This is a genomic window from Streptomyces sp. NPDC037083 (assembly GCF_055606485.1).
Window position 1 is genome coordinate 14,921 of record NZ_JBVJSQ010000016.1, and the last position, 26,908, is coordinate 41,828.

Annotated in this window: 18 protein-coding genes and 1 pseudogene; 5 read left to right on the forward strand and 14 right to left on the reverse strand. The window is 71.8% G+C overall.

The features are described from left to right. Positions 1 to 43 precede the first annotated feature (43 nt). From ACZ7DE_RS34085 to ACZ7DE_RS34095, 3 genes are read right to left on the reverse strand one after another with little or no spacing between them, the layout of a single operon-like run. On the reverse strand, positions 44 to 979 hold the full coding sequence (locus ACZ7DE_RS34085) for a carbohydrate ABC transporter permease (RefSeq protein WP_470768047.1): 936 nt from the start codon (positions 977 to 979) through the stop codon (positions 44 to 46). Then, positions 976 to 2,010, reverse strand: a complete 1,035-nt coding sequence (locus tag ACZ7DE_RS34090; RefSeq protein ID WP_470768050.1) for an ABC transporter permease — start codon at positions 2,008 to 2,010, stop codon at positions 976 to 978. Before ACZ7DE_RS34090 ends, ACZ7DE_RS34085 begins: the two co-directional genes overlap by 4 nt. A 26-nt stretch (positions 2,011 to 2,036) precedes the next feature. Beyond that, positions 2,037 to 3,731, reverse strand: a complete 1,695-nt coding sequence (locus ACZ7DE_RS34095; protein WP_470768052.1) for an extracellular solute-binding protein — start codon at positions 3,729 to 3,731, stop codon at positions 2,037 to 2,039. Between the two features lie 323 nt (positions 3,732 to 4,054). On the opposite strand from ACZ7DE_RS34095, the gene ACZ7DE_RS34100 reads away from it, so the two are divergent. Next, positions 4,055 to 6,895 (forward strand): glycoside hydrolase family 3 C-terminal domain-containing protein, encoded by a 2,841-nt coding sequence (locus tag ACZ7DE_RS34100; protein WP_470768054.1) that lies wholly within the window; start codon positions 4,055 to 4,057, stop codon positions 6,893 to 6,895. A 107-nt stretch (positions 6,896 to 7,002) separates the two neighbouring features. Here ACZ7DE_RS34100 and ACZ7DE_RS34105 read toward each other — a convergent pair whose 3' ends face one another. The 3 genes and pseudogenes from ACZ7DE_RS34105 to gabT form a co-directional block, all read right to left on the reverse strand. After that, positions 7,003 to 8,448, reverse strand: a complete 1,446-nt coding sequence (locus tag ACZ7DE_RS34105; RefSeq protein ID WP_470768449.1) for an aldehyde dehydrogenase family protein — start codon at positions 8,446 to 8,448, stop codon at positions 7,003 to 7,005. Between the two features lie 576 nt (positions 8,449 to 9,024). After that, positions 9,025 to 9,926: pseudogene (locus tag ACZ7DE_RS34110) on the reverse strand (phosphatase PAP2 family protein); the annotation flags it as partial. Between the two features lie 122 nt (positions 9,927 to 10,048). Then, a complete protein-coding gene (gene gabT, locus ACZ7DE_RS34115; protein WP_470768057.1) occupies positions 10,049 to 11,383 on the reverse strand; it encodes a 4-aminobutyrate--2-oxoglutarate transaminase in 1,335 nt (444 codons plus the stop codon). 260 nt (positions 11,384 to 11,643) lie between these two features. Here gabT and ACZ7DE_RS34120 point away from each other — a divergent pair, with 260 nt between their 5' ends. Beyond that, on the forward strand, positions 11,644 to 14,025 hold the full coding sequence (locus ACZ7DE_RS34120; RefSeq protein ID WP_470768059.1) for a type IV secretory system conjugative DNA transfer family protein: 2,382 nt from the start codon (positions 11,644 to 11,646) through the stop codon (positions 14,023 to 14,025). A 116-nt stretch (positions 14,026 to 14,141) separates the two neighbouring features. Further along, the gene (locus tag ACZ7DE_RS34125; protein ID WP_470768062.1) at positions 14,142 to 15,800 is read left to right on the forward strand and encodes a PucR family transcriptional regulator; all 1,659 of its coding nucleotides are present in this window, start codon (positions 14,142 to 14,144) and stop codon (positions 15,798 to 15,800) included. A 150-nt stretch (positions 15,801 to 15,950) separates the two neighbouring features. Here ACZ7DE_RS34125 and ACZ7DE_RS34130 read toward each other — a convergent pair whose 3' ends face one another. The 7 genes from ACZ7DE_RS34130 to ACZ7DE_RS34160 form a co-directional block, all read right to left on the reverse strand. Continuing rightward, positions 15,951 to 16,403 carry a bifunctional DNA primase/polymerase gene (locus tag ACZ7DE_RS34130; protein ID WP_470768064.1) on the reverse strand — a complete coding sequence of 151 codons (453 nt, stop codon included), beginning with the start codon at positions 16,401 to 16,403 and terminating at the stop codon, positions 15,951 to 15,953. Positions 16,404 to 16,558: 155 nt separating this feature from the next. Next, a complete protein-coding gene (locus ACZ7DE_RS34135; RefSeq protein WP_470768066.1) occupies positions 16,559 to 17,977 on the reverse strand; it encodes an NAD(P)/FAD-dependent oxidoreductase in 1,419 nt (472 codons plus the stop codon). 33 nt (positions 17,978 to 18,010) lie between these two features. Further along, positions 18,011 to 18,811 (reverse strand): ABC transporter permease, encoded by an 801-nt coding sequence (locus tag ACZ7DE_RS34140; RefSeq protein WP_470768068.1) that lies wholly within the window; start codon positions 18,809 to 18,811, stop codon positions 18,011 to 18,013. Then, positions 18,812 to 19,741 carry an ABC transporter permease gene (locus ACZ7DE_RS34145; protein ID WP_470768070.1) on the reverse strand — a complete coding sequence of 310 codons (930 nt, stop codon included), beginning with the start codon at positions 19,739 to 19,741 and terminating at the stop codon, positions 18,812 to 18,814. It abuts the gene before it with no gap. 1 nt (position 19,742) lies between these two features. Continuing rightward, complete coding sequence (locus ACZ7DE_RS34150) at positions 19,743 to 20,903, reverse strand: ABC transporter ATP-binding protein (protein ID WP_470768072.1); 1,161 nt, start codon at positions 20,901 to 20,903, stop codon at positions 19,743 to 19,745. Beyond that, entirely contained in the window at positions 20,900 to 22,147 is a 1,248-nt protein-coding gene (locus tag ACZ7DE_RS34155; protein WP_470768074.1) for an ABC transporter substrate-binding protein, read from the reverse strand. Before ACZ7DE_RS34155 ends, ACZ7DE_RS34150 begins: the two co-directional genes overlap by 4 nt. 57 nt (positions 22,148 to 22,204) lie before the next feature. Then, positions 22,205 to 23,716 (reverse strand): gamma-aminobutyraldehyde dehydrogenase, encoded by a 1,512-nt coding sequence (locus tag ACZ7DE_RS34160; protein ID WP_470768076.1) that lies wholly within the window; start codon positions 23,714 to 23,716, stop codon positions 22,205 to 22,207. 231 nt (positions 23,717 to 23,947) lie between these two features. On the opposite strand from ACZ7DE_RS34160, the gene ACZ7DE_RS34165 reads away from it, so the two are divergent. Beyond that, on the forward strand, positions 23,948 to 24,508 hold the full coding sequence (locus ACZ7DE_RS34165; RefSeq protein ID WP_470768078.1) for an NADAR family protein: 561 nt from the start codon (positions 23,948 to 23,950) through the stop codon (positions 24,506 to 24,508). A gap of 44 nt (positions 24,509 to 24,552) precedes the next feature. On the opposite strand, the gene ACZ7DE_RS34170 is transcribed toward ACZ7DE_RS34165, so the two are convergent. Next, entirely contained in the window at positions 24,553 to 25,485 is a 933-nt protein-coding gene (locus tag ACZ7DE_RS34170; protein ID WP_470768080.1) for a DUF4190 domain-containing protein, read from the reverse strand. A gap of 253 nt (positions 25,486 to 25,738) precedes the next feature. Between ACZ7DE_RS34170 and ACZ7DE_RS34175 the strand changes: the two genes are divergently transcribed. After that, complete coding sequence (locus tag ACZ7DE_RS34175) at positions 25,739 to 26,887, forward strand: adenosine deaminase (RefSeq protein WP_470768081.1); 1,149 nt, start codon at positions 25,739 to 25,741, stop codon at positions 26,885 to 26,887. Positions 26,888 to 26,908 lie beyond the last annotated feature (21 nt).

Sequence of the window (26,908 nt, forward strand, 5' to 3'; positions counted from 1 at the left end):
GTGCCTCGGCCGGACCGACGCCTCGGCCGGACCGGCGGAGTCGCTAGCCCTTCACCGCGCCGGTCAGCATCCCCTTCTTGAAGTGCTTCTGGACGAACGGGGACAGCACGGCCACCGGCAGCAGCGCCATCACCATGACCGCCATCTGGATGGCGAGCCCCGACAGCTGACCGGTCTTGATGGCCTGCCCCAGGCCGACCGGCGCCTCCTGCTTCTGCACGAGCTGGATCATGACGTTCTGCAACGGCATCATGTCCTGGTCGTTCAGGTAGAGCGAGGCGTTGAACCACGCGCTCCAGTACCCGACGGCGTAGAACAGGGTGATCACCGCGAGGACCGCGCGCGACAGCGGCATGACGATCTGCCAGAGGATCCGGAAGTCCCCGGCCCCGTCGATGCGCGCGCTGTCGACGAGTTCCTGGGAGATGCCCATGAAGAAGCCGCGCAGCACCAGGATGTTGAAGACGCTCACGGCGCTCGGCAGGATCAGCGCGAGATAGCTGTCCGTGAGTCCGAGGGACTGCACCAGCAGGTAGGTGGGGATGAGGCCGGCGCTGAAGAACATGGTCGCCAGCAGCGTCATCAGGATCCCGCGGTGGCCGAGGGAGCCGGTGCGGGACAGTCCGTAGGCGCACAGGACGGACACCGCCATGGAGAACAGGGTGCCGACCAGCGTCACGAGGATGCTGATGGCGGCCGCGCGGGTGACCTGGCCGCCGCCGAGCAGTTCCTCGTAGGCGATGAGGGTGACGCCCTTGGGCACGATCACCAGTCCGCCCGCCTCGTCGATGGTCTTCCGTGAGGAGAGGCTGGTGACGACGATGATCCACAGCGGGAAGAGGATGGCCAGGCAGGCGAAGAACAGGGCGATGCCCTTGCCCGCCAGGCCGGCCTTCGAGGGTTCCTCCTCCCACGCCGGGCGCGGAGGCGCGGCCCACGGGTTGGGCCTGCTCGCCGGTTCGTCGATGACGGCGGTCACTTCCTGTACACCCCCTGCTCGCCCATGAGATGGGCCACCTTGTTCGCGGTGAGGACCAGGCCGATGCTGACCACGCCCTTGATCAGACCGGCGGCGGCCGCGTAGCCGAAGTCCTGGTTGCGCACGCCGTTCCACCACACGAACGTGTCGAGGACCTCCCCGGCGGCCGGTCCGACGGCGTCGCGTTGCAGCAGGATCTGCTCGAACCCGACGGTCAGGGCGTCGCCGACGCGCAGCACGAGAAGCAGGGCGATCACCGGGCGCAGGGCGGGGAGGGTGACGTGCCACATGCGGCGCCAGCGTCCCGCGCCGTCCATCGCGGCGGCCTCGTAGTGGTCCTGGGGAACCGAGGCCAGCGCGGCGAGGAAGACGATGATCCCCCACCCGGCGTCCTTCCACACGCTCTGCGCGGTGATCAGGAACGGGAAGGTGCCGGGGTCGGTCATGATGTCGAGGCCGTCGTACCCGTGCTGTCGCAGCAGTTGGGAGAGCACGCCCGCGCCGCCGAACATCTGCTGGAAGACGGCGATGACCAGCACCCAGGAGAAGAAGTGCGGCAGGTAGAGCACCGCCTGCGCGACGGCCCGCACCCGGGGCCTGACCACGCTGTTGATGAGCAGCGCGAGCCCGATCGTGACCGGGAAGAACACCACGATCTGGATGAGGAACAGCACGAGCGTGTTCTGCACGGCCTGCCAGAACGCCGAGTCGTCGAAGATCCGCCGGAAGTTCTCCAGGCCCACGAAGGGGCTGTGCAGAATCGACACGACGCCGTTGTCGCTGACGTAGGGGTCGTAGTCCTGGAAGGCGACGATGTTGCCGAGGATCGGCAGGTAGTTGAAGACCATGACCAGCACGACGGCCGGCAGTGTCATCAGGATGAGGACGCGGTCGCGGCGGAACCTGAGCCGCGGACCGAGCTTCCCCGGTACGCGCCGGTCGCGGGGAGAGGGGGCGTCACCGGACGCCGCCGGGGTCTTCTTCGGCGTGCTGGCCTCGGCGGTGCTGCGAGGCACCGTGCTGTGGGACACGGCCGTTCTCCTTGCCTCGGAGCCGGTCAGCTCGCCGCCGGACCGTTCTCGTCGAGAAGCTTCCGGTACCAGTCGCGCAGCTGGTCCCCGCCCTTCTTCTTCCAGTCGGAGATGGCCTGCTGCATGTCGGCGACCTTCTTGTGGCCGCGGGCGATGTCGTCCTCCAACTGCTCGAAGTCGTTGGAGAGGTTGGTGTAGCGGGACGGCTCGGTGATCTGCAGGCCCCAGAAGGACGACTTCCTGGTGAAGGAGCCCATCCGCTGCTGCCACTCGACCATGCCCTTGGTGTAGTCGGGGAGGTCGGGGTGGGCGATGGTGGCGGGCGGGCTCGCGACCATGACGAAGGCGTTGAGGACTTCGTTGTTGCCCTTGTCGTTCTTGACGGGCACACCGTCCTTGAGCGTGTAGTGCGTGCCCTCGACCCCGTAGTTGGTCATCATCCACTCCTTGGTGCCGTACGGCGCCGCGGTGACGTTGGCGACCGCCAGGACGTCGCGGACGACGGACTCGGAGGCCTTCTTGTTGACGAAGGCGAAGATGCCGGCGGGATTCGCGGCCCACAGCGTGGGGTCACCGCCGTCGTGGTTCCACAGGTCCATGCCCCAGACCTTGAAATCGGGGTTCTGGGTGGCCTGGGAGGCCTGCTGCCCGTACCAGTTGGAGACGTCGTTGTTCCAGATGAGGAACTCCCCGGCGGCGAACTTGGGGGCGGGGTCGGTGGCCTGGCTCTTGCCCAGCTTGAAGTCGGGGTGCACGTACCCGGCGGCGAACAGCTTGCGCGTCCACTCCAGGGCTTCCAGGTACTCGGGGGTCTCCATGCGGTGGATCAGCTTGCCGTCGACGACGGTCCAGGCGAGCGCCTTCTCCCCGCCGCTGATCACGCCGAAGGTGTTGAAAGCGGTCCACTTCATGTCGCCGCAGGCCCAGCGCTTGGCCCTGGCGTTGGTGATGTCCTTGCACAGGGCCATGAACTCGTCGGCGGACCGCGGGACCTCGTAGCCCTGCTTGTCGAAGACGTCCTTGCGGTAGAGGGGCACGATGTTCTGGACGTAGGAGGCCGGCATCGGCAGGCCCATCAGCTTGCCCCCGAAGATGGAACGCTGCCAGGCGTCGCCGGGGATCGCCGCGAGGTTCGGGTACTCCTTGACCTTGTCGCCGGACAGGTACGGGGAGAGGTCGGCGAACTTGCTGATGATGGCGCTGGGTATCTTGCCCATCATGTTCCAGCCGGGGACGACCACCACGTCCGGCACGTCGCTGGAGGCGAGGACCGCGCCGAGCTTCTGGTCGTAGGTGTTGCCGTCCTGGTTGCGCCACTGGACGTCGACGCCGATCAGCTCGTTCATCGACGCGTAGTAGGGGTTGCCGCCCTTCGGCGGCGATCCCCAGAACGGTGACATGACGGTGACCCTGCCACCCTTGCCGAGCTTCTTCGGCACCGAGGTCTTCAGGGTGGCGACGTCGAGTTTCGCGGTGAAGCCCATCGCCGAGCCGTTCTTGGACGGGATGTCCGGCGTCACCACGTTGCCGGCCACGTAGGCGGGCAGGATCTTCTTCGCGTCCTTGCCCGACGTGGTGCCCTCGCGCGAGCCGCTGTCCGAACCGCCGCAGGCGGCCAGCAACGGCATCCCTCCCGCCACCGCTGCGGTGGCGACCGCCGTGGAGGCGAGGAAGCTTCTCCGGCTGGGCCCGGAGGAGGCGGAAGCGGCGTTCGGCGTCATTGCGTCAACCCTTCGTGGCGCACCAGGACACCCGGCGGTGGCCGTCGGCTGCGGTGTCTCGAGTGGAAATGGCTGAGCTGAAGCAGCCCTTCGACCAGCGGCGTCCATTCAGTCGAAGCGCTTCGATGTTGCTGCGAGGTTAAGTGAACACCCGGGGGCGCACAAGGGTCGTCCCCAAGATTCCTCGGAGGGGTCAGGGACGTCCTGTGCTTATGGCCCGCTTGAAATTAGCGTGAGGCTCTCTTGACACCCGCCCTCGTGTCGAATGAGCATCGAAGCGCTTCGAAAGAGCCCTCCCCGGTCCACCGCAAAGGGATCCCCACGTGACCGCACACACGCCGCCCACGCCGCCCTTCCGCGATCCGCAACTGCCGGTCGCGAAGCGCATCGACGATCTGCTGTCGCGCCTGACGCTCGACGAGAAGGTCTCCTTCCTGCACCAGTTCGTGCCCGCCGTCGAGCGCCTCGGCATCGCCGCGTTCCGCACCGGCCAGGAAGCCCTGCACGGCGTCGCGTGGATGGGCCCGGCGACGGTGTTCCCGCAGGCCGTGGGACTGGGCGCGACCTGGAACACCGACCTCGTGCGCCGGGTCGGCGAGGCGGTGTCCAGGGAGGCCCGCGCGATGCGCGCCCGCGACGAGCGCGTCGGCCTCAACGTCTGGTCCCCCACGGTCAACCTGCTGCGCAACCCCCTGTGGGGACGCAACGAGGAGGGCTACTCCGAGGACCCCGCGCTGACCTCGGCCATCGCGACGGCCTACGCCCACGGGCTGCGCGGCGATCACCCGACGTACTGGCGGACGGCCCCGGTCCTCAAGCACTGGCTGGCCCACAACAACGAGACCGGCCGCGACGTCACCTCGTCCTCGGTGCGCCCGCGCGTGCTGCACGAGTACGACCTGCGCGCCTTCCGCGCGACCGTGGAGGCGGGCGCGGTGGCCGGCGTGATGCCCGCGTACAACCTGGTCAACGGCCGCCCCAACCACGTCTCGCCGTATCTGCGCGAGCATCTGCGCACCTGGACCGACGAGGAGCTGCTGGTCTGCTCGGACGCGGGCGCGCCTTCCAACCTGGTCGACTCCGAGCACTACTTCGACACCCACGAGGAGGCGACGGCGGCCGCGCTGGTCGCCGGCGTGGACAGCTTCACCGACCACGGCACCGACAGTTCGAAGATCGTCGCCCGGGTCAGGGGGGCGCTGGAGCAGGGCCTGCTGACGGAGGCGGACGTCGACACGGCCGTGCGACGCCAGCTCTCGGTCCGCTTCCGCCTCGGCGAGTTCGACCCGCACTACGACCCGCACGCGAGCACCGGCGAGTTCGACACCCCGGCCCATCGCACCCTCGCCGGAGAGGCCGCCGAGCAGGCGATCGTCCTGCTGCGCAACGACGGCGTACTGCCGTTGGCCGCCGACGCCCGGATCGCCGTGGTCGGCCCCCTCGCCGACGAGTGCAAGCTCGACTGGTACAGCGGCACGCTGATCCACCGCTCCACCCCGCTGGAGGGGCTGTACGAGCGGTTCGGCGCCGAGCGGGTCCGGTTCGCGGAGGGCGTGGACCGGGTGCTCCTCAAAACCTCCGCCGGAACGTTCCTGAAGGTGCCGGACGCCCCCGACGCCCCCGGGGGCGGGGCGCCCGGCGCGGAGGGCGCCCTCGATCCGGCGCTGCTCGCCGGCCGCACCGATCTCCCGACGCTGACCGCGGACGCCGTCGGCACGGAGCTCGCGCTCGTCGAGTGGGGCGAGGGGGTGCTGACGCTGCGCGCCCCCGACGGCCGCTATCTCTCCGTGGCCGAGGACGGCCGCCTGCGCGCCTCCGCCGACCAGCCCGGCGGCTGGTTCGTCCAGGAGACGTTCCGCCTCGAACCCCATGGAAACGGTCACCTCCTGCTGCATCTGGGCACGGGTCGCCATGTCTGTGTCGCCGCCGACGGCGTGAAGGTTGCCGAGGAGAACGCCGAGGTCTTCGAGCTCGTCGTCGTCGAGCCCGGCGAGGACGCGGTGACCCGGGTCGCGTCGGGGGCCGACGTGGTCGTGGTGGTGGCGGGCAACGACCCGCACATCAACGGCCGTGAGACGCAGGACCGCACGACGCTGCGGCTGCCGGACCACCAGGAGCGGCTGCTGGCGGCGGCCCGCGCGGCGAACCCGCGCACGGTGCTGGCCCTGGTGTCGGCGTACCCGTACGCGTTCGAGCCGGGCCCGCTGTCCGCGGCGCTGTGGACCGCGCACGGCGGCCAGGCCGGCGGCACCGCGCTGGCACGGGTGCTGGCCGGCGACGTCTCCCCCGCCGGCCGCCTGCCGCAGACCTGGTACGCCGACGACGCCGACCTGCCCGACCTCCTCGACTACGACGTGATCGGCGGCCGCCAGACGTACCTGTACTTCGAGGGCGTCCCGCTCTTCCCGTTCGGCCACGGCCTGTCGTACGCGTCGTTCTCCTACGCCGACCTGGCGGTACGCGTCCAGGACGGCTCCGTGCACGTCGCGTTCACGGTCGCCAACACCGGTGACAGGGCCGCCGACGAGGTCGCCCAGCTCTACACCCGCGCCGTGGACCCCTCGGTCACCCGGCCGCGCCGCGAGCTGCTCGGCCACCGCCGCGTGCGGCTCGCGCCCGGCGCCAGGGCGGAGCTGTCCTTCGAGGTCCCGCTGTCCGCGTTCGCCTTCTGGGACGTGGCGCGGGGCCGGTGGCGGCTGGAGTCCGGCCCGTACGACCTCCTGGTCGGCGCGTCCAGCGCGGACGTCCGGCTGCGCGGGACGGTCACTCTCGACGGTGAACCGTCCGGCCCGCGCACGGTCCTGCGCGACCGGCTGGCGGCCGTCGACTTCGACGAGCAGAGCGGCACCGAGATCGTCGACCGCTCGAAGACGTCGGGCGAAGCGGTGACGCCGGTCGCGGGCCAAGCGGGCGAGCTGCTCTACCGGGCCTGCGACTTCGGCGCCGGCGCGACCGGGGTGACGGTGACGGTGGCCGGGCAGGGCACGGTCGAGCTGTCCACGGGCGACGGCGCGCCACCGGCCGTGCTGACCCTCGGCACGCCCACGCCGGGCCCCTACGACTACGTCGGCGTCGAGGCCCCTTTCACCGCCGAGGGCGTGCGCGACCTGCACATCAGGCTGCGCGGCCCGGTGCGGCTCGCGCAGGTCGGCTTCTCCGGCTGAGGGTCCGCAGGAGCCGACGCGAAGAAGGGGTCCGGCGCCGGAAGGCAGCGGCGCCGGACCCCTTCGGGAACACTATATGAAAACGGTTCCCATGTGCTGGAGAACGGTCAGAGCGCGAGGCCCGTCAGGACCAGCACACGCTCGTAGGTGTAGTCGTCCATCGCGAACTTGACGCCCTCGCGGCCCACGCCGGACTGCTTGGCGCCGCCGTACGGCATCTGGTCGGCGCGGTAGGAGGGCACGTCGCCGACGACGACGCCGCCGACCTCCAGCGCGCGGTGGGCGCGGAAGGCGACCTGGAGGTCGTGGGTGAACACGCCCGCCTGGAGGCCGTACTTGGAGGCGTTGACGGCCGCGAATGCCTCGGCCTCGCCGTCCACCCTCGTCACGGTGAGGACCGGTCCGAAGACCTCCTCGCAGGCGATCGTGGTGTCCGCCGGCACGTCGGTGAGGACGGTCGGCGCGTAGGAGGCGCCGTCGCGCTTGCCCCCGGCGAGCAGCCTGGCGCCCGCGGCGACGGCCTCGTCCACCCATGCCTCGACGCGCTTGGCGGCGTCCTCGCTGACCAGCGGGCCGACGTCGGTGGCGTCGTCCGAGGGATCGCCGGTGACCTGGGACTCGACGGCCTTCACGATGCGCGGCAGCAGCCGGTCGTACACGGAGGCGTCCGCGATGACCCGCTGCACGGAGATGCAGGACTGGCCGCCCTGGTAGTTGGAGAAGGTCGCGATGCGGACGGCGGCCCAGTCGAGGTCGGCGTCGGAGGCGTAGTCCGCGAGGACCACGGCCGCGCCGTTGCCGCCCAGCTCCAGGGTGCAGTGCTTGCGCGGGACCGAGTCCATGATCGCGTAGCCGACCTTCTCGGAGCCCGTGAAGGAGATGACCGGCAGGCGCTCGTCCTGGACGAGGGCGGGCATGCGCTCGTTGGAGACCGGGAGGATCGACCAGGAGCCGGCGGGCAGGTCCGTCTCGGCGAGCAGGTCGCCGAGAATCAGGCCGGACAGCGGGGTCGCCGGGGCAGGCTTCAGGATGATCGGCGCGCCGGCCGCGATCGCCGGGGCGACCTTGTGGGCGCACAGGTTCAGCGGGAAGTTGAACGGCGCGATGCCGAGCACGACGCCCTTGGGGAAACGGCGGGTGAGGGCGAGCCGCCCCTGACCGCCGAGGTCGGTGTCGAGCCGCTGGGCCTCACCGCCGTTGAACCGTCGCGCCTCCTCGGCGGCGAACCGGAACACCGAGACGGCACGGCCGACCTCGCCCCGCGCCCACTTGATGGGCTTGCCGTTCTCGGCGGAGATCAGCCGGGCGATCTCCTCGGTGCGCTCCAGGAGCCGCTTGCTGACGTGGTCGAGGGCGGCGGCGCGCACATGGGCCGGGGTGGCGGCGAACTCGTCCCGCACGGCGTGGGCGGCCGCCACGGCCTCCTCGACCTGGGCGTCCGTCGGCACGCTGACCTGGGCGACGAGCCGGCCGTCCCACGGGGAGGTGACGTCGAAGCTGTCCTCGCCGGTGACCTGGCGGCCGGCGAGCCAGAAGGCGTGGGTGGCCCCCACATGTGTTTCCTGGGTCATCTGCGAGTCCGGCCCTTCCGCTTAGGGGGTGTCCAGTGGTTTCAGTGCTCCACGGTAGGCGCGGGACGCCCGGGGGTCGCTTGTCCGAGTCGTACGGGTGGACGACGGGGGTTCGCCGGTTTGGCGCGGTCGGGGTTCGCCGGTTTGGCGCGGTCGGGGTTCGCCGGTTTGGCGCGGTCGGGGTTCGCCGGTTTGGCGCGGTCGCTCGGCTCCCGCACCGAACCGGTCCGGGGCCGGGGCCGCCGGGTCCGGGGCCGGGGCCGCCGGGTCCCGGTCCGGGGCCGCCGGGTCCCGGTCCGGGGCCGCCGGGTCCCGGTCCGGGGCCAAGTGCTGGTCCCGGTCCGGGTCCGGGTCCTGGTCCGGGTCCGGGTCCTGGTCCGGGTCCTGGTCCGGGTCCTGGTCCGGGTCCGGGTCCTGGTCCGGGTCCTGGTCCGGGTCCCGGTGTTGGGCGTTGGCCGGGGCCAAGTGCTGGTCCCGGTCTGGGTCCAGGTCCCGGTCTGGGTCCAGGTCCTGGTCTGGGTCGGGGTCCCGGTCCAGGTTCCGGTCCAGGAGGAGCCACAGCGCGCCGAGCAGCACCGCGCACAGACACCAGGCGGACACGACGTCCAGCGGCCAGTGGTAGCCGCGCCGGACCAGTCCGTAGGACACGGCCAGGACGAGGAGCGTGCTCGTGGCGACGGCCAGCCGGCGGGCGAGCGGGGTGAACAGCCACGGCAGCAGGATCAGCGCCGCGGAGCCGTAGGCGATGGCCGCCGTCGTCGTGTGCCCCGACGGGTAGTAGCCGGTGGCCGGCGGCACGATGGGCGTACCGGGCCGGTCCGTCCACTCCTTCAGCGGGACGACGATCAGCGGCACCAGCGCCATCAGGCCCAGCGCGGCGACGGACGGCACCCACCACCGCGCGACGCCCGCGCTCCTTCCCCGCCAGGCCGCGTACGCGGCGACCAGCGCCAGGACCGGCACCGCGACCTGCACGTTCCCCAGGTCGGCCAGCAGCTCGGAGGCCCGGTCCGGGTGGACGAGGGCACGGCTGAGGCGCTCGTCCAGACGCAGGAGCGGCCCGTCGACGACCACCTGCCAGGTCACCAGGGCGAAGAGAAGGGCCGGCGGACCCAGCAGGTCCTGCGGAGGGAGGCGCGTCGACATGCGCCCCAGCTTGTCAGGAGCGGACTGCGGTCGCGCGAAAAAGACCCCGGATCGAATCCGGGGTCCGCTTTTTCGTGGTCTGCACCAGAGAAGGAGGTCGGCCACCCCGGAACAGGGGGGGTGATTCCGGGATGGCCGTCCGGACCGGATCGTCGCCGCCCCGGGGGGTTTGGGGCGGGCGACCGTCCGATCGGTGTGGAGATCCGAAGCCGGAAGCTCCGGTTGTGTGCGCGAGGGCACGACCAGGTCGAAGCTGGGGAGGCCCCGGCCTGGGCTCCGCCCACAGTCCCCTGTGGGCGGGGTGTATCTCTCATCCGGGTAGAACCTACGGCAGGGACTGTCGGTACGACAGGCCGAATCCCGTCCCGCCATCCTCCTCGCACACGTTCTTCACACGCTCTGCGGGCGTGGGGAATCACCTGTGCGAGGCGGCGGCTCAGATGCGCGCGAAAGCCTGCTCGATGATGTCGAGACCCTCGTTCAGCAGGTCCTCGCCGATGACCAGCGGGGGCAGGAAGCGCAGCACGTTGCCGTAGGTGCCACAGGTCAGGACCAGCAGACCCTCCTGGTGGCAGGCCTTGGCGAGCGCGGCGGTCGCCTCGGGGTTCGGCTCCTTCGTCGTGCGGTCCTTGACCAGCTCGATGGCGATCATCGCGCCGCGCCCGCGGACGTCGCCCACGATGTCGAACTTCTCGGCCATGGCGCTCAGGCGGGCCTTCATGACGGACTCGATGTTCTTCGCCCGGGCGTTGAGGTCGAGTTCCTTCATCGTCTCGATCGCGCCGAGCGCGCCCGCACAGGCGACCGGGTTGCCGCCGTAGGTGCCGCCCAGGCCGCCCGCGTGCGCGGCGTCCATGATCTCGGCGCGGCCGGTGACGGCGGCCAGCGGCAGACCGCCCGCGATGCCCTTGGCCGTGGTGATCAGGTCCGGGACGATGCCCTCGTCCTCGCACGCGAACCACTGGCCGGTGCGGCAGAAGCCGGACTGGATCTCGTCCGCCACGAAGACGATGCCGTTGTCGGACGCGAACTTGCTGATCGCCGGCAGGAAGCCCTTGGCCGGCTCGATGAAGCCGCCCTCGCCGAGCAACGGCTCGATGATGATCGCGGCCACGTTGTCCGCGCCGACCTGCTTGACGATCTGGTCGATGGCCTGCGCGGCGGCCTCGGGGCCCGCGTTCTCGGCGCCGGTGGGCCAGCGGTAGCCGTAGGCGACCGGGACGCGGTAGACCTCGGGCGCGAACGGGCCGAAGCCGTGCTTGTACGGCATGTTCTTCGCCGTCAGGGCCATCGTGAGGTTCGTCCGGCCGTGGTAGCCGTGGTCGAAGACGACGACCGCCTGGCGCTTGGTGTACGCCCGCGCGATCTTGACGGCGTTCTCGACGGCCTCGGCGCCGGAGTTGAACAGGGCGGACTTCTTCGCGTGGTCACCCGGGGTGAGCTCGGCGAGGGCCTCGGCGACCGCCACGTAGCCCTCGTAGGGGGTGACCATGAAACAGGTGTGGGTGAAGTCGGCGAGCTGGGCGGTGGCCCGGCGCACGACGGCCTCGGCGGACGCGCCGACGGAGGTCACCGCGATGCCGGAGCCGAAATCGATCAGGCGGTTGCCGTCGACGTCCTCGATGATGCCGCCGCCCGCGCGCGTGGTGAAGACGGGGAGCACCGAGCCCACACCGGCCGCGACCGCGGCGGTACGGCGGGCCTGCAGTTCCTGCGACTTCGGGCCGGGGATGGCGGTGACGACACGGCGCTCCTGCGGAAGGGCGGTCATGACGGGCTCCTGTGGTTCTGCGAACGGGGGAAGGGGGGCTTTGCGGACGCTTGCCTTCTTTTCTCGCAGGCTAGGACGGCGAGCGGAGGGTGGGCATGCTCCATGTGGGCGGTGTCGCAGGGGCGGGTTGTCCGTCATGGACAGTGCCGAGGGGAGGCGATCCGCCCGGCCCCGGCCGCGTGAGCGATGAACTCCCCTTGTGGGCGCGTTAGATTGACTCGCTGACGACGGACGCAGCGGCTGGTCAGGGGGCAGGGGCGATGGAGAGCGACGGGACGCAGGACGCGCGGGGTACGCATGCGAATCCTGTGCCGCGCCCGGCGGGGCCCGCACACCCGCCCTCGACGCCCCCGCGACCGACCCGGGCGCCGGGCGTCCCGCCCGCCGTGGAGCACGCCCCCCGGGCCGCGTCCGCCGTCGCCGACTGGCTCGACGAGGCGCGCCCCGCGTCCGGACCGGGCATCTGGCGCTTCGGGTACCGGCTGCCGAAGGCGGCGCGGGCGGCGGAGCGGCTCGCGCCCGTGACGGTCGTCGGCATGCTGGTCCCGCTGGTCGTCGCGTTGGTCCTGTGGTCGCTGTGGCGGCGGGGCAGCGTGCCGTACCAGTTCACCCTGCTGCGGCTGTTCACCCCGGACGACTGGTGGTGGGGCGGCACGATCGCCTCCCCGAAGACCATGGACGGCGCCGAGGCGCGGGTGGTCTACGACGGCGTCTTCTTCGCCGTCCTCCTGTACGCCATGGGCCGGCTGGGCAGCTGGCCGCACGCCGTGCGGCACTTCGTCGGGAGCCGGCCGCAGCCCGCGCGGGCCCTGATCGCCCTGCTCGGCGCCCTGGCGGCGCTGAGCTTCGTCTTCCCCGGCGCCTTCGGCGTCGGCTGGGACGCGCTGCCGGTCGTCGACCCGCTGTTCTCGCTCGTCGTGCTGATCTCCGGCGGCTACGAGCTGTTCGCCTCCCCCCTGTTCACGAACACGCTCTACGCCGTCATCACGGTGCTGGTGGCGTGGCCGTTCGCCCGGGTCGGCGGTTGGTTGCCGTACGCGAGGGAACGGCTCGCCGCCCGTGGGGCCGGGCCCGACCACGGCGCGCCCGCAACCGAGCGGCCCCGATCCCAGTGGCCCGAGCTGCGGGAGGCCGGGCAGTACGAGGCGGCCGACCTGCTCACCGGCGAGGTCGCCGCCGGCCGGATGAACGACGTGGACTGCGTGCGGGTGCGGCAGGCGTGGGCGGCGGGGCTCGCGGACTTCAGGGAGAACGTGCTGCGGCAGGGCGGGGCGGCCTGGACGCACCCCTCCGGCGACCGCGACCTGCCCCGGCGCACGGCCCGCCACGACCTGCTCGCCGGGCAGGTGCGCATCGGCCGCTGGGTGGCCGCCGAGCGCACTCCGGCCGCCTACCACGACGCGGGGGCCGCGCTCGGGCCGGACGTGCTGGGCACCTCGCTGCTGGCGGTCGGGCCGTCCGGCTCGGGCAAGACGCGCACCCTGATCGAGCCGCTGACCGAGGCGCTGGCCCTGCAGGCGCTCACCGGGACGTGCGCCGTGGTCGCGGTGTCCTCGCCCGGCAGCGGCCCGCTCGGCGCCGACTCCGCCTTCGACGTGATCGTCCGGATCGGCGACCCGTCGTCCGTGCACGACCTGGACCCGTACGCGGGCTGCGACGACCCGGACGAGGCGGCCGCGATCCTCGCCGAGGCGCTGGTCGGCGACCTCGACGCGGTGAGCGGCCAGGGCGCGGCCACGGCGCTGGCCCAGTTGCTCGGCCCGTATCGGGCCGCGCACGGCCGCTTCCCCGCCCTCACCGAGCTGCGCGAGCTTCTGGAGGGCGAGCCCGGCGCGCTGTCCGCGCTGCGGGAGGAAGTGACCGGGGACGAGGTGATGCGCCGTGAGCTGCAGGCCCGCATCCGGCAGACGGGTACGCCGGGCGACCCCGGCCGCCCCCTCGCCGACCGGCTGGCGCTGTTGAACCGGCCGGTGTTCGCGGGGTTCTTCGGCGCGGGCGGCGACGCGCACCGGGCGTTCTCGCTGCGCGCCGTCGCCCACCACCCGCTCCGGGTGCGGATCGACCTGCCCGAGCGCGGCCACGAGGAGGCCGCCCGGCTGATCACCCGGCTGGTCCTCGCCCAGTTCCACGCCGTCGTACGGGAACGCCGCGACCACTTCGCCTGTCTGGTCCTGGACGACGCCACCGGGGCCGTCACCGACGGGTCGGTGCGCCGGCTGCAGCGGCTGCGGTCGCAGAACGCGGGCGTGGTGCTCGCCCTGCGCACGATCGGTGACGTCCCCGAGGCGCTGCACGGGCCGCTGTACGGGGCCGTCGGCTGCCGGATGGCCTTCTGCGGGATCACCACCTGGGACGGCGGCCGGTTCGCGCAGACCTGGGGCACCGAGTGGGTGGAGACCACGGAGGTCGCCAAGCACACCGTGTTCGCCGACCAGCCGATGACCCGCGCCATCCACGCGCTGCGCAAACTGGTGACCGGCAGGGCGGTGACCACGGACGCGGTGACCGTGCGCCAGGTCGAGCGGGAGCGGTGGTCGGCGTCCCAGCTGGCGCACGAGGTCCCGCCCGGGCACGCGGTGCTGTCCCTGACCAGCGTGCGCGGCGAGCACGCGCCGCCGCTGCTGGTGGACCTGCGCGGCTGAAGGGGCGTCCGGCGGCCCGTACGGTGAGGCAGAATCGACCCAGGCCCTTCATACGAAGCGGCCAAAAGATCACCCGCCGATCACACCGCCGATCGCCTCTTCGACCTGAAGGCCCCATGCCTCCCACGCTCGCCTCGCTCGTCCACCACTCCGCGCTGAAGCTGACCGTGCGGGCGGGCGAGGGCCGCCTGGACGTGCCGGTGCGCTGGGCGCACGTCAGCGAGCTGGCGGACCCCGTGCCGTACATGGAGGGCGGGGAGCTGCTGCTGATCACCGCGCTGAAGCTGGACGCGGAGGATCCCGAGGCCATGCGGCGCTATGTGCGGCGGCTGGCCAAGGCCGGGGTGGTCGGGCTCGGCTTCGCCGTCGGCGTCAACTACGAGGAGATCCCGAAGGCGCTGGTGGACGCGGCCGGGGAGGAGGGCCTGCCGCTGCTGGAGGTGCCTCGCCGCACGCCCTTCCTCGCCATCAGCAAGGCGGTGTCGGCGGCGATCGCGGCCGACCAGTACCGGGCGGTGACCGCCGGGTTCGCGGCCCAGCGGGAGCTGACGAAACAGGCGCTGACCGAGGGCCCCGAGGGGCTGCTCGGCGCGCTTGCCGCCCAGGTGAACGGGTGGGCGGCGCTGTACGACGCCTCGGGGGCCGTGGTGGCGGCCGCGCCCGAGTGGGCGGGGCGGCGGGCCGCGCGGCTCACGGCGGAGGTGGAGCGGCTGCGGGAGCGGCCGGCCCCCGCCTCGGCGGTGGTCGGGAGCGGCACGGCGGACCACGCCGAGCCCGATGACCGGCACGACGACCGGGTCGAACTGCACTCCCTGGGCACCGGCCGGCGTCCGCGCGCGGCGCTCGCCGTCGGCACCGCGTCGGCCCTGGGCACCGCCGAGCGGTACGCCGTCCACTCGGCCATCGCCCTGCTGACCCTCACCACGGAGCGCTCCCGCTCGCTGCACGCGGCGCAGCAGCGGATCGGCGCGGCGGTGCTGCGCATGCTGCTGGCGGGCGAGCCGGACCACGCGCGGGCCGTCGCCGGCGACCTGTACGGCGATCTGCTCGACGCCCCCTTCCGGGTGATCGTCGCCGAGGCGGCGTCGGCCTCGGCCGCGCGGGCGCACGCGGAGCTGTCGGGACGCGCGCCGACGGCCGCCGCCGGAGACCCTTTCGGCGGTCTGGCCGAAGCCATCGAGTCGGCCGCCGCCCGGGCCGGGGAGGCCGTGCTGACGGTGCCCGCGGGCGATCGGCTGGTGGCGCTCGTCAAGGACGGGGGCGCGACCGCGGTGGCGTGCGCGCAGTACGCGACGGCCGTGGAGGGCGTCCGGGCGGCCGGGGGCGGCGGGGCCGAGTCCGGCGAGGAGGACGAGATCGTCGTGGGTCTGTCCGCGCCGGCCGGGCCGATCGCGACGGCGGCGGCGTACCGGCAGGCGGAGCAGGCGCTGTCCGTGGCGCGGCGGCGGGGCCGCTTCTTCGTGGAGCACGAGCAGCTGGCGGCGGGCTCCGTGCTGCCCCTGCTCGCGGACGACGCGGTCAAGGCATTCGCGGACGGACTGCTGCGCGCGCTGCACGAACACGACGCGACCGGCCGCGGCGACCTGGTGGCCTCCCTGCGGGCCTGGCTCTCCCGGCACGGTCAGTGGGACGCGGCGGCGGCCGACCTGGGCGTCCACCGGCACACGCTGCGCTACCGGATGCGCCGGGTGGAGGAGATCCTCGGCCGCTCCCTGGACGACCCGGACGTCCGCATGGAGCTGTGGCTGGCGTTGAAGGCGACGTCGACGGAGTAGGCCCCGGGTCCGCGGGTGCGCGGTCGGCCGGGCCGCCCGGGGACGACCGCAGCGGTGGGGCCGTCAGGGGTGTGGCGAGGCCGCCATGTCCCCCCGGTCCGGGGAACGTGGAGATGCGCCGACCCGTACCGGGCGAGGGCCGCCGGCCGGTCAGCCGTCCTCTCCGGCCACCGGGCCCGCCGCCGCCTCGTGCATCGCCAGTTCGAGGAGCGCCAGGTCGGTGAGGGTGCCGGTGCCGTCCGGCGGGACCAGCCAGCGGACGTTCCCGGTCGAACGGCCCGGGTACGGCACGACGATCCAGGTGCCGGCCCCGGCGGTGCGGATTCCGGTGCCGAGCCAGCGGGCGGCCGTGCCGGGCGTCACGAAGAAACCCATGCGGTCGTCGCCGAAGTCGACGAGCACGGGGCCGGGCCGGTCGAGGATCCGGGTCAGTACGTCGAGGGTGCGACGGCCGAGGTCGCCCGGCAGGACGAGCACGTCCCACGCCTTCCCGGCGGGCAGCAGCGCCACCCCCAGCGGGTTGCGCTCCCATTCCCAGCGGCACGCCTCGGGATCCGGTGCGACGGATACCAGCCACTCGACTGCCGTCTTCGCCCCAGCCATGTGAAGACCTCCCTTTCCCTCTGGACGCGGTCGCGTCACGAGGGAGAGGGAGGTCTCCGGCGAGCATTACGCGGGTTCGGGCCACCCGTAGGGGTGAACCGGGTCGCCCCCCGGCCTGGGTGCGGCCTGTCGGCAGGGCCGGCCGGCGACACGGGTCAGCTGTCGAAGCCCAGCCCCAGTCTGTCCATCGTCTTCAGCCACAGGTTGCGCCGCCCGCCGTGCGCGTCGGCCCGGGCCAGCGACCACTTGGTGAGGGCGATGCCGGTCCAGGCGAACGGCTCGGGCGGGAAGGGCAGCGGCTTCTTGCGGACCATCTCCAGCGACGTCCGCTCGGTGCTCTCCCCCGACAGCAGGTCGAGCATCACCTCGGCGCCGAAGCGGGTGGCCCCCACACCCAGGCCGGTGTACCCGGCCGCGTACGCCACCTTGCCCTGGTGCGCCGTGCCGAAGAACGCCGAGAACCGCGAGCAGGTGTCGATGGCCCCGCCCCACGCGTGGCTGAAGCGGACGCCCTCCAACTGCGGGAAGCAGTCGAAGAAGTGCCCGGCGAGCTTGGCGTACGTCTCCGGGCGGTCGTCGTACTCGGCGCGCACCCGGCCCCCGTAGGGGTAGACGGCGTCGTACCCGCCCCACAGGATCCGGTTGTCGGCCGACAGCCGGAAGTAGTGGAACTGGTTGGCCGAGTCCCCGAGCCCCTGCCGGTTCTTCCAGCCGACGGAGTCGAGCTGCCCGGCGGTCAGCGGCTCGGTCATCAGCGCGTAGTCGTAGACCGGGACGGTGTACGCCCGCACGCGTCTGACCAGGTTCGGGAAGACGTTCGTGCCCAGGGCGACCTGCCGGGCACGGACCCGCCCGTACGGCGTGCCGACGGCCATCCCCGCGCCGTACGGCTTCAGGCTCAGCGCGGGCGTGTGCTCGTACACGCGCACCCCGAGCCGCAGGCACGCCTGTTTCAGGCCCCAGGCCAGCTTGGCGGGGTGCAGCATGGCGACGCCCCTGCGGTCGTACAGGCCGGCCTCGAAGGTGGGCGAGGCGACCTGCTCGCGCACCGCGTCGGCGTCGAGGAACTCGATGCCGTCGGCGAGGCCGGCGCGGTCGAGCTCCTCGTACCAGTCGCGCAGTTCCCACGCCTGGTACGTCTCGGTGGCGACGTCGATCTCGCCGGAGCGCTCGAAGTCGCAGTCGATGCCGTACCGGGCGATCGCCGCCTCGATCTCGTCGAGGTTGCGCATCCCCAGTTCCTGGAGCCGGTGGATCTCGTCCGGCCAGCGGGCGAGCCCGTTGGGCAGGCCGTGGGTGAGCGAGGCCGCGCAGAAGCCTCCGTTGCGGCCCGAGGCGGCCCAGCCCACCTCGCGGCCCTCCAGCAGCACGACGTCCCGCTGCGGCTCGCGCTCCTTGGCGACCAGCGCGGTCCACAGACCGCTGTAGCCGCCGCCGACGACCAGCAGGTCGCAGGTCTCGGCCCCGGTGAGCGCGGGCTCGGGGCGGGGCTTGCCCGGGTCCTCCAGCCAGTACGGGACGGGCTGAGCGTCGGAAAGCGAGGAGATCCACCGGTTCATGGCGCTCGGGGCCATGATTTCAACTCCCTACGGGGGTTCCGCCAAGGCTTACGCCTTTTGCTTGTTGCGGCGATTGCTGATGATCATCGACGTCAGGACGAGCAGCACGGCGACCAGGAACATGGCCGTGCCGACGACGTTGATCTGGACGGGCGTCCCGCGCTGCGCCGATCCCCAGACGAACATGGGGAAGGTGACGGTCGAGCCCGCGTTGAAATTGGTGATGATGAAGTCGTCGAAGGAGAGCGCGAAGGCGAGCAGCGCGCCCGCGGCGATCCCGGGGGCCGCGATGGGCAGGGTGACGCGCAGGAACGTCTGCACCGGCCCGGCGTAGAGGTCCTGGGCGGCCTGCTCCAGCCGCGGGTCCATCGACATCACGCGTGCCTTGACGGCCGTCACGACGAAGCTGAGACAGAACATGACGTGCGCGATGAGGATCGTCCAGAAGCCCAGCCGGGCGCCCAGGTTGAGGAACAGCGTGAGCAGCGAGGCCGCCATGACGACCTCGGGCATCGCCATCGGCAGGAAGATCAGCGAGTTGACGGCGCCTCGTGCGCGGAAGCGGTAGCGGACCAGCGCGAAGGCGATCATCGTGCCGAGGAGCGTGGCGCCGATGGTCGCCCAGACCGCGATCTGGAGGCTGAGCGACAGCGAGCCGCACAGGCCCGCGACTCCGCACGGGTCCTTCCAGGCGGCCGTGGAGAACTGCTGCCACTGGTAGTTGAAGCGGCCCTTCGGTTTGTTGAAGGAGAACACCGTGACGACGACGTTCGGCAGGAGGAGGTACGCGAGCGTGAAGAGTCCCGCGATGACCACGAAATGGCGCTTGAGCCAGTTGACGAAGGGCATTTAGACCAGATCCTCCGTCCCGGACCTGCGGATGTAGAAGGTGACCATGAGAAGAATCGCGGCCATGAGGATGAAGGACAGGGCCGCCGCCGTCGGATAGTCCAGCACGCGCAGGAACTGCGTCTGGATGACGTTTCCGATCATGCGGGTGTCGGTCGAGCCGAGGAGTTCGGCGTTGACGTAGTCGCCGGCCGCCGGGATGAAGGTCAGCAGCGTTCCGGAGACCACGCCCGGCATCGACAGCGGGAAGGTGACCTTGCGGAAGGTGGTGGACGGCTTGGCGTACAGGTCGCCCGCCGCCTCGTGGAGGCGCCCGTCGATGCGCTCCAGGGAGCTGTACAGCGGCAGGATCATGAACGGCAGGAAGTTGTACGTCAGACCGCAGACCACCGCGAGCGGTGTGGCCAGGACGCGGTCGCCCGCCGTCCAGCCGAGCCAGCTGGTGACGTCGAGGACGTGCAGGGTGTTGAGGGCGCCGACGACGGGACCGCCGTCCGCGAGGATCGTCTTCCAGGCGAGGGTGCGGATCAGGAAACTGGTGAAGAACGGCGCGATCACCAGGATCATGATCAGGTTGCGCCAGCGTCCGGCGCGGAAGGCGATCAGGTAGGCCAGCGGGTAGCCCAGGATCAGGCACAGGATCGTCGCCGAGGCCGCGTACAGGACCGAGCGCAGGAACTGCGGCCAGTAGGCGCTCAGCGCGTCCCAGTAGGTCGCGAAGTGCCAGGTGACCTTGTAGCCCTGCTCCAGGGATCCCGTCTGCACGGACGTCGAGGCCTGGTAGATCATCGGCAGCGCGAAGAAGACGATCAGCCAGAGCAGTCCGGGAAGCAGCAGCCAGTACGGCGTCAGACGGCCGCGTCTGCGGGGCGGCTTGTGCGCGGGCGCCGTCGGGGAGAGAGGCGGGGGCGCCTCGGTGAGCGTCGCCATGTCAGACCGCCGCCTCTTCCTGGATGCCGGCGTCGATGTCCTGTGCCGCGTCCAGGCCGAAGGTGTGGGCCGGGCTCCAGTGCAGGACGACGTCGGCGCCGGGGACCAGCCGGGAGTCGCGGTCGATGTTCTGGGCGTAGACCTCGAACTCGGGGCAGACCGAGCTGTCGATGACGTACTGGGTGGAGACGCCGATGAACGAGGAGTTGGCGATCTTCCCGGTGATGCGGTTGCGGCCCTCGGGGATCTCGCCCGCCTCGTCGGCGTGGGTGAGGGAGATCTTCTCCGGGCGGACGCCGACCAGCACCCTGCCGCCGGTCGTCGTGGGCGCGGAGCAGCGCGCCTCGGGCAGCACGAGCTTGCCGCCGCCCGCCTTGAGCACGATGTCGTCGCCGCTCCTGGAGTCGACCTCGGCCTCGATGAGGTTGGAGGTGCCGAGGAAGTTGGCGACGAACGTGGTGTGGGGGTTCTCGTAGAGGTCGGCCGGGGAGCCGAGCTGTTCGACGCGGCCCCCGTTCATCACGGCGACCGTGTCGGCCATCGTCATGGCCTCCTCCTGGTCGTGCGTGACGTGCACGAAGGTGATGCCGACCTCGGTCTGGATCCGCTTGAGCTCCAGCTGCATCTGACGGCGCAGCTTGAGGTCGAGGGCGCCGAGGGGCTCGTCGAGCAGGAGCACCTTGGGGTGGTTGATCAGGGCGCGGGCCACGGCGACGCGCTGCTGCTGGCCGCCGGAGAGCTGGTGCGGTTTCTTGCGCGCCTGCTCGCCGAGCTGGACGAGCTCCAGCATGTCCTCCACCTGCTTCTTCACGCTCTTGATGCCGCGCCGGCGCAGACCGAAGGCGACGTTCTCGAAGATGTCGAGGTGCGGGAAGAGGGCGTAGGACTGGAAGACGGTGTTCACCGGCCGCTTGTACGGCGGGAGGGCGGTGACGTCCTGGTCGCCGAGGTGGACGGTTCCGGAGGAGGGCTCCTCCAGGCCGGCGATCATGCGCAGGGTGGTGGTCTTGCCGCAGCCGGAGGCGCCGAGCAGGGCGAAGAACGAGCCCTGCGGGACGGTCAGGTCCATCGGGTGGACGGCGGTGAAGGAGCCGTAGGTCTTGCTGATGCCGGTCAGGCGGACGTCGCCGCTGCCGTTGTCGGTCGTCTTCATCGTCGTCACGCCCCGGTCAGCTTCGCGAACTTCGCCTCGTAGGCGGTCTCTTCCTTCGAGCTCAGGGAGCGGAAGGAGTGGGACTTCGCCTGCATGGCCTTGTCAGGGATGATCAGCGGGTTGTTCGCCGCATCCTCGTCGATCTTCGCCAGAGCGTCCTTCACGCCGTCCACGGGACAGACGTAGTTGATGTACGCGGCGAGTTCGGCGGCCGGCTCCGGCTCGTAGTAGTAGTCCATGAGCCGCTCGGCGTTCGTCTTGTGACGCGCCTTGTTGGGGATCAGCATGTTGTCGCTGGACGTCAGGTAGCCGCTGTCCGGGATGACGAAGTCGACGTCGGGGCTGTCCGCCTTGAGCTGGACGACGTCGCCGGCCCAGGCGATGCAGGCCGCGAAGTCGCCGCTGGTGATGTCGGACGTGTAGTCGTTGCCGGTGAAGCGGCGGATCTGGCCGCTGTCCACGGCCTTCTGCAGGCGCGCGATGGCCGCGTCGTAGTCGTCGTCGGTGAACTTCGCCGGATCCTTGCCCATGTCCAGCAGGGTCATGCCCATGCTGTCGCGCATCTCGGTGAGGAAACCGACGCGGCCCTTGAGCCTTGGGTTGTCGAGCAGGTCGGAGACCGACTTCACCTCGACGCCGTCCAGCGCCTTCTTGTTGTACGCGATGACCGTGGAGATGCCCTGCCAGGGGTAGGAGTAGGCGCGGCCCGGGTCCCAGTCGGGGCTGCGGAACTGCTGCGACAGGTTGGCGTAGGCGTGCGGCAGGTTGGACGCGTCGAGTTTCTGCACCCAGCCCAGGCGGATGAGGCGGCCGGCCAGCCAGTCGGTGAGGACGATGAGGTCGCGGCCGGTGTCCTGGCCAGCGGCGAGCTGCGGCTTGATCTTGCCGAAGAACTCGTTGTTGTCGTTGATGTCCTCGGTGTACTTGACCTTGATGCCGGTCCGCTGGGTGAAGGCGTCGAGCGTGGGGTGGTGCTTGCCGCTGTCGTCGACGTCCATGTACTCGGTCCAGTTGGAGAAGTTCACGGTCTTCTCCTTCGCCGAGTGGTCGTCCGCGGCCGTGCCGCCCGCGGTCTTGCCCGCCGCGGGGATCCCGCAGCCGCTCAGCGCGCCGAGGCCGCCGAGGGCGAGCGCTCCGCCGGCGGAGGCGCGCAGCAGCGACCGGCGGGTCATGGCCGCCCTGCCGTTGCGGAAGCTGCGCCGTATGGCGGCCAGTTGGGCCGGGCTCAGGCGGTCGGGCTCGTACTGCTCCATGCGCGTGGTGCCCTTTCGGGAGATCCGGCCGTGGTCGGCGGCCGTTCGTCGTCGCTTTCAGTCCCCGAAGACAGTGCGGTGCCAGGGCTTGCGGGCCACCGCCGTGTTGTCGAACATAACGTGCTTTACCTGGGTGTACTCCTCGAACGAATACGCTGACATGTCCTTGCCGAAGCCGGAGGCCTTGTAGCCGCCGTGAGGCATCTCGCTGATGATCGGGATGTGGTCGTTGATCCACACGCATCCGGCCTCGAGCTCGCGTGTCGCCCGGTTCGCCCGGAACACGTCCCGGGTCCACGCGGAGGCCGCGAGGCCGTAGGGGGTGTCGTTGGCGAGCCGGATGCCCTCGTCGTCACCGTCGAACGGCAGGACCACCAGCACCGGCCCGAAGATCTCGGACTGGACGACCTCGCTGTCCTGAGCCGCGTCCGCGATCAGAGTCGGGAGGTAGTACGCGCCCTTCCCGAGCTCGCCCCCCGGCGCCTCGCCGCCGGTGACCACGCGCGCGTAGCCGCGCGCCCGGTCGACGAAGGCGGCGACCCGGTCGCGCTGGAGGTGCGACACCAGCGGGCCGAGGTCGGTGCCGGGGGCGAAGGGGTCGCCGAGCCGGACCGTCTCCATCAGGGCGGCCGTCCGCTCGACGAACGCCTCGTAGAGCGGCCGCTGCACGTACGCGCGCGTGGCGGCCGTGCAGTCCTGCCCCGTGTTGATGAGCGCGCCCGCGACCGCGCCGTTCGCGGCGGCCTCCAGGTCGGCGTCGTCGAAGACGACGAAGGGCGCCTTGCCGCCGAGCTCCAGGTGCAGCCGCTTGACGGTCGCGGTGGCGACCTCGGCGACGCGCTTGCCGACGGCGGTGGAGCCGGTGAAGGAGGTCATGGCGACGCCGGGATGCCCCACCAGGTGCTCACCGGCCTCTTTCCCGGTCCCGGTGACGATGTTGATCACACCGTCGGGGATCCCGGCCTCCGTCGCCGCCAGGGCGAAGAGGAGCGAGGTCAGCGGCGTGAGCTCGGCGGGCTTGAGCACGATGGTGTTGCCCGCGGCGATCGCCGGGAGGATCTTCCAGGCGGCCATCTGGAGGGGGTAGTTCCAGGGGGCGATGGAGCCGACGACGCCGATGGGCTCGCGGCGGACGTAGGAGGTGTGGTCGCCGGAGTACTCGCCGGCGGACTGGCCCGCGAGGTGACGGGCGGCTCCGGCGAAGAAGGCCGTGTTGTCGATCGTCCCGGGGACGTCGAATTCCCGGGTCAGCTTCAGGGGCTTGCCGCACTGGAGGGACTCGGCGCGGGCCAGGTCCTCGGCGTGGTCGGCGAGCACGCCGGCGAACCGGTGCAGGGCGTCGGAGCGCTCGCCCGGAGTGGCCCCCGACCAGTCGGGGAAGGCCGCACGCGCGGCGGCGACGGCGGCGTCGACGTCGTCCGCGCCCGCCAGTTCGTAGGTGTGGACCTCCTCGCCGGTGGCGGGGTCGATCAGGGCGTGGGTTCGGCCGGACGTGCCCTTCGTCAGGCGGCCGGCGATGTACTGCGCGCCGTCCGAGAAACGTTCCTGTACGGGAAACCGGTCCTGCATGTCGCTCTCCTCCGCCTTCGCCCCGATGTGTTCGCGGGCGGGTGGCGTAGCTCCAGCTCGATTTGATTGCCGATCCTGACAGAGCAAGGGCACTCCAACAAGTGATTCCGTTGTTGCCTTTTGGTTACGCGACGGAATCTGTCGACAGGGGTCGGCAGGGCTCGACCAGGTGTCGAGTCGGAGCGGAAAAGGCGGGACGCAGTGTCGGTGGCGCGTGCCATGCTCGGCTGCATGGAGAAGATCGAGGACCGGGAGGCGCTGGTCGGCGCCATCCGGGCGGGGGCAAGGATCAAGTACCTGCTCTTCTGGGGACACCGGCCGCGCCCGGACGGGCGGCTCGGCGCGAGCTGCCTCAGCCAGTGGTGGCCGTCACCCTTCGTGGTCGACGGAGTCGGCTATGCGACGGCCGAGCACTGGATGATGGCGGAGAAGGCGCGGCTCTTCGAGGACGCCGAGGCGGAGCACCGGGCGCTGGCCGCGGGATCGCCCGCCCAGGCGAAGAAGGAGGGGAGGCTGGTGCGCGGCTTCGACCAGGAGACCTGGGAGCGGGAGCGGTTCCGGATCGTGGTCGAGGGCAGCGTCCACAAGTTCGCCTCGAACGCCGGGCTGCGCGAGTTCCTGCTCGGCACGGGGAACCGGGTGCTGGTGGAGGCCAGCCCCGTGGACCGGGTGTGGGGCATCGGCCTGGCGGCGGACGACGAGGCGGCGATGGATCCGCAGCGCTGGAAGGGGCCGAACCTGCTGGGGTTCGCGCTGATGGAGGCGAGGGAGCGGCTGCGGACGGGAGCCTGAGCCGGCCCCGCTCCGCTTCCTTCCCGGCACGCTCGCGGCAAACCTCAGGGGGCCACGATCACCAGCACGCCGAGTCCGACGGCGAGCACGATGCCCACGGTTCCGCAGATGACGCCCGCCAGCGCCTGACCGGGGTTGGAGGCCTCGCCCCGGCGGGCCTTCGCACGGCCGATCGCGCCGAAGACGACACCGAGGATGCCGAGGACGACGGCCAGCGGCCACAGGCAGAAGAGGATGTCGGCGAGGATCCCGAGCACGAGCCCGGCAATGCCCATGCCGTTGCCGTCCCCCGCGCCGTTCGGGGCCCAGCCGTAGAGGCCCGGGGCTCCGCCCCCGTAGTGGGGGTGGGACGGGTAGCCGTAGCCGCCGGGGTAGCCGTAGGGGACCTGCCCGGGCCCGTCGGGGGCGATGGGCGGCGGGGGGACCGCCGCGCCCTGCGCGGGAGGCGCGAAGGGGTTGGGCGGCGGGCCGCCGAGGGCCGCGGCGGGGTTCGGCGGCGGGAAGGACCCGAGCGTCCCACCGGCCTGTGGGGCGCCGAGGGGGTTGGCCCAGGGCTGCGCACCGTCCTGGGCGGGCAGCGAGGTGACCGTCCGCTGGTCGTAGAGGGACGGCGGCGTCGGATCCGACGGGGCGGGAGCCAACGGTTCGTTCCCGGCGACGGTGTGACCGGGCCCGCCCCACGCGCCGCCGCCCGGAGCCGCCCACCCGTCCGACACGCCCGCCGAACCGGCCCCGGCAGCCGCGCCCTTGTCCAACGGCACCGGCGAGACCGCGTCCCGCGGGCCCTCTGCCTCACCCGAGGCAGGCGCCGGCCACGCACCGCGCACGGCGCCACCGGCACCGTCCTCCACCACACCCGAAGCCCCGGCCCCGGCCACCGCGTCCTTGTCCAACGGCACCGGTGAGACCGCGTCCCGCGGACCGCGCGCCTCGGTGGGGGCGGGGTCGCCGGCCGGAGTCGGCGCGTCGTCGGACATGCGTGGATCCCCCTTGTCGCCCGCTGCCGGGCGTGCGTCCTGCGTTCCGTCACCCGTACGCCGTTCCGCCCCGCGCACGTTCCGTCATGCTACGGCCCGCGGCCGACCGGGTGGGCGGCGGGCGGCGGCACGGATCGGGCCGACGACGGGCCGCCGGCTCCGCCGAATACGATGAGCCCGACTCATCGATCAGCCGATCACCCGCGTCCCGTCCGGCCCGCAGGGCCCGGGACGCCGTCCCGGGGAGGACCCCATGACCGACCGCCTCGACGCATCCTCAGCAGCCGCCGCGTCCGGCGACCCCGCCGCGACCCCCGGCTCCCCCGCGTCCGGCGCGCCCGCCGGTCCCACCGCCGCGGCCGCGGCCGGCGCCCGCGATCTGCACGCCTTCGTCGCCGGGCTGCCCAAGGCCGAACTGCACGTCCACCACGTCGGCTCCGCGTCCCCCCGCATCGTCGCCGAGCTGGCCGCCCGGCACCCCGACTCCAGGGTGCCCACCGACCCCGAGGCCCTGGCCGACTACTTCACGTTCACGGACTTCGCCCACTTCATCGAGGTGTACCTGTCCGTCGTCGACCTCATCCGCACCCCGGAGGACGTCCGGCTGCTGACGTACGAGGTCGCCCGTGACCTGGCCCGCCAGCAGGTGCGCTACGCCGAGCTGACCGTCACCCCGTTCTCCTCGACCCGGCGCGGCATCGACGAACTCGCCTTCATGGACGCCATCGAGGACGCCCGCAAGGCGGCCGAGGCGGAGTTCGGGACCGTGCTGCGCTGGTGCTTCGACATCCCCGGCGAGGCCGGACTGGAGGCCGCCGAGGAGACGACGCGGCTCGCCACCGACGACCGGATCCGCCCCGAGGGGCTGGTCTCCTTCGGCCTCGGCGGCCCCGAGATCGGCGTACCCCGCCCGCAGTTCAAGCCGTACTTCGACCGGGCGATCGCCGCCGGGCTGCGGTCGGTGCCGCACGCCGGCGAGACCACCGGCCCCGGCACGGTGTGGGACGCCCTGACCCACCTGCGCGCCGAACGCATCGGGCACGGCACCAGCTCCGCGCAGGACCCGAAGCTGCTCGCGCACCTCGCCGAGCACCGCATCGCCCTCGAGGTCTGCCCGACCTCGAACATCGCCACGCGCGCGGTCCGCACCCTCGACGAGCACCCGATCACAGAGTTCGTGAAGGCCGGCGTGCTGGTCACGATCAACTCCGACGACCCGCCCATGTTCGGCACCGACCTCAACAACGAGTACAAGGTCGCCGCCCGCCTCCTCGACCTCGACGAGCGGGGTGTCGCCGACCTCGCCGGGAACGCCGTCGACGCCTCCTTCCTCGACGAGGCCGGCAAGGCACGCGTCAGGGACGAGATCGACGCCTACACCGCCGGGTGGCTCGCCCCCTGACGGCGGACCCGCGCGGTCCCG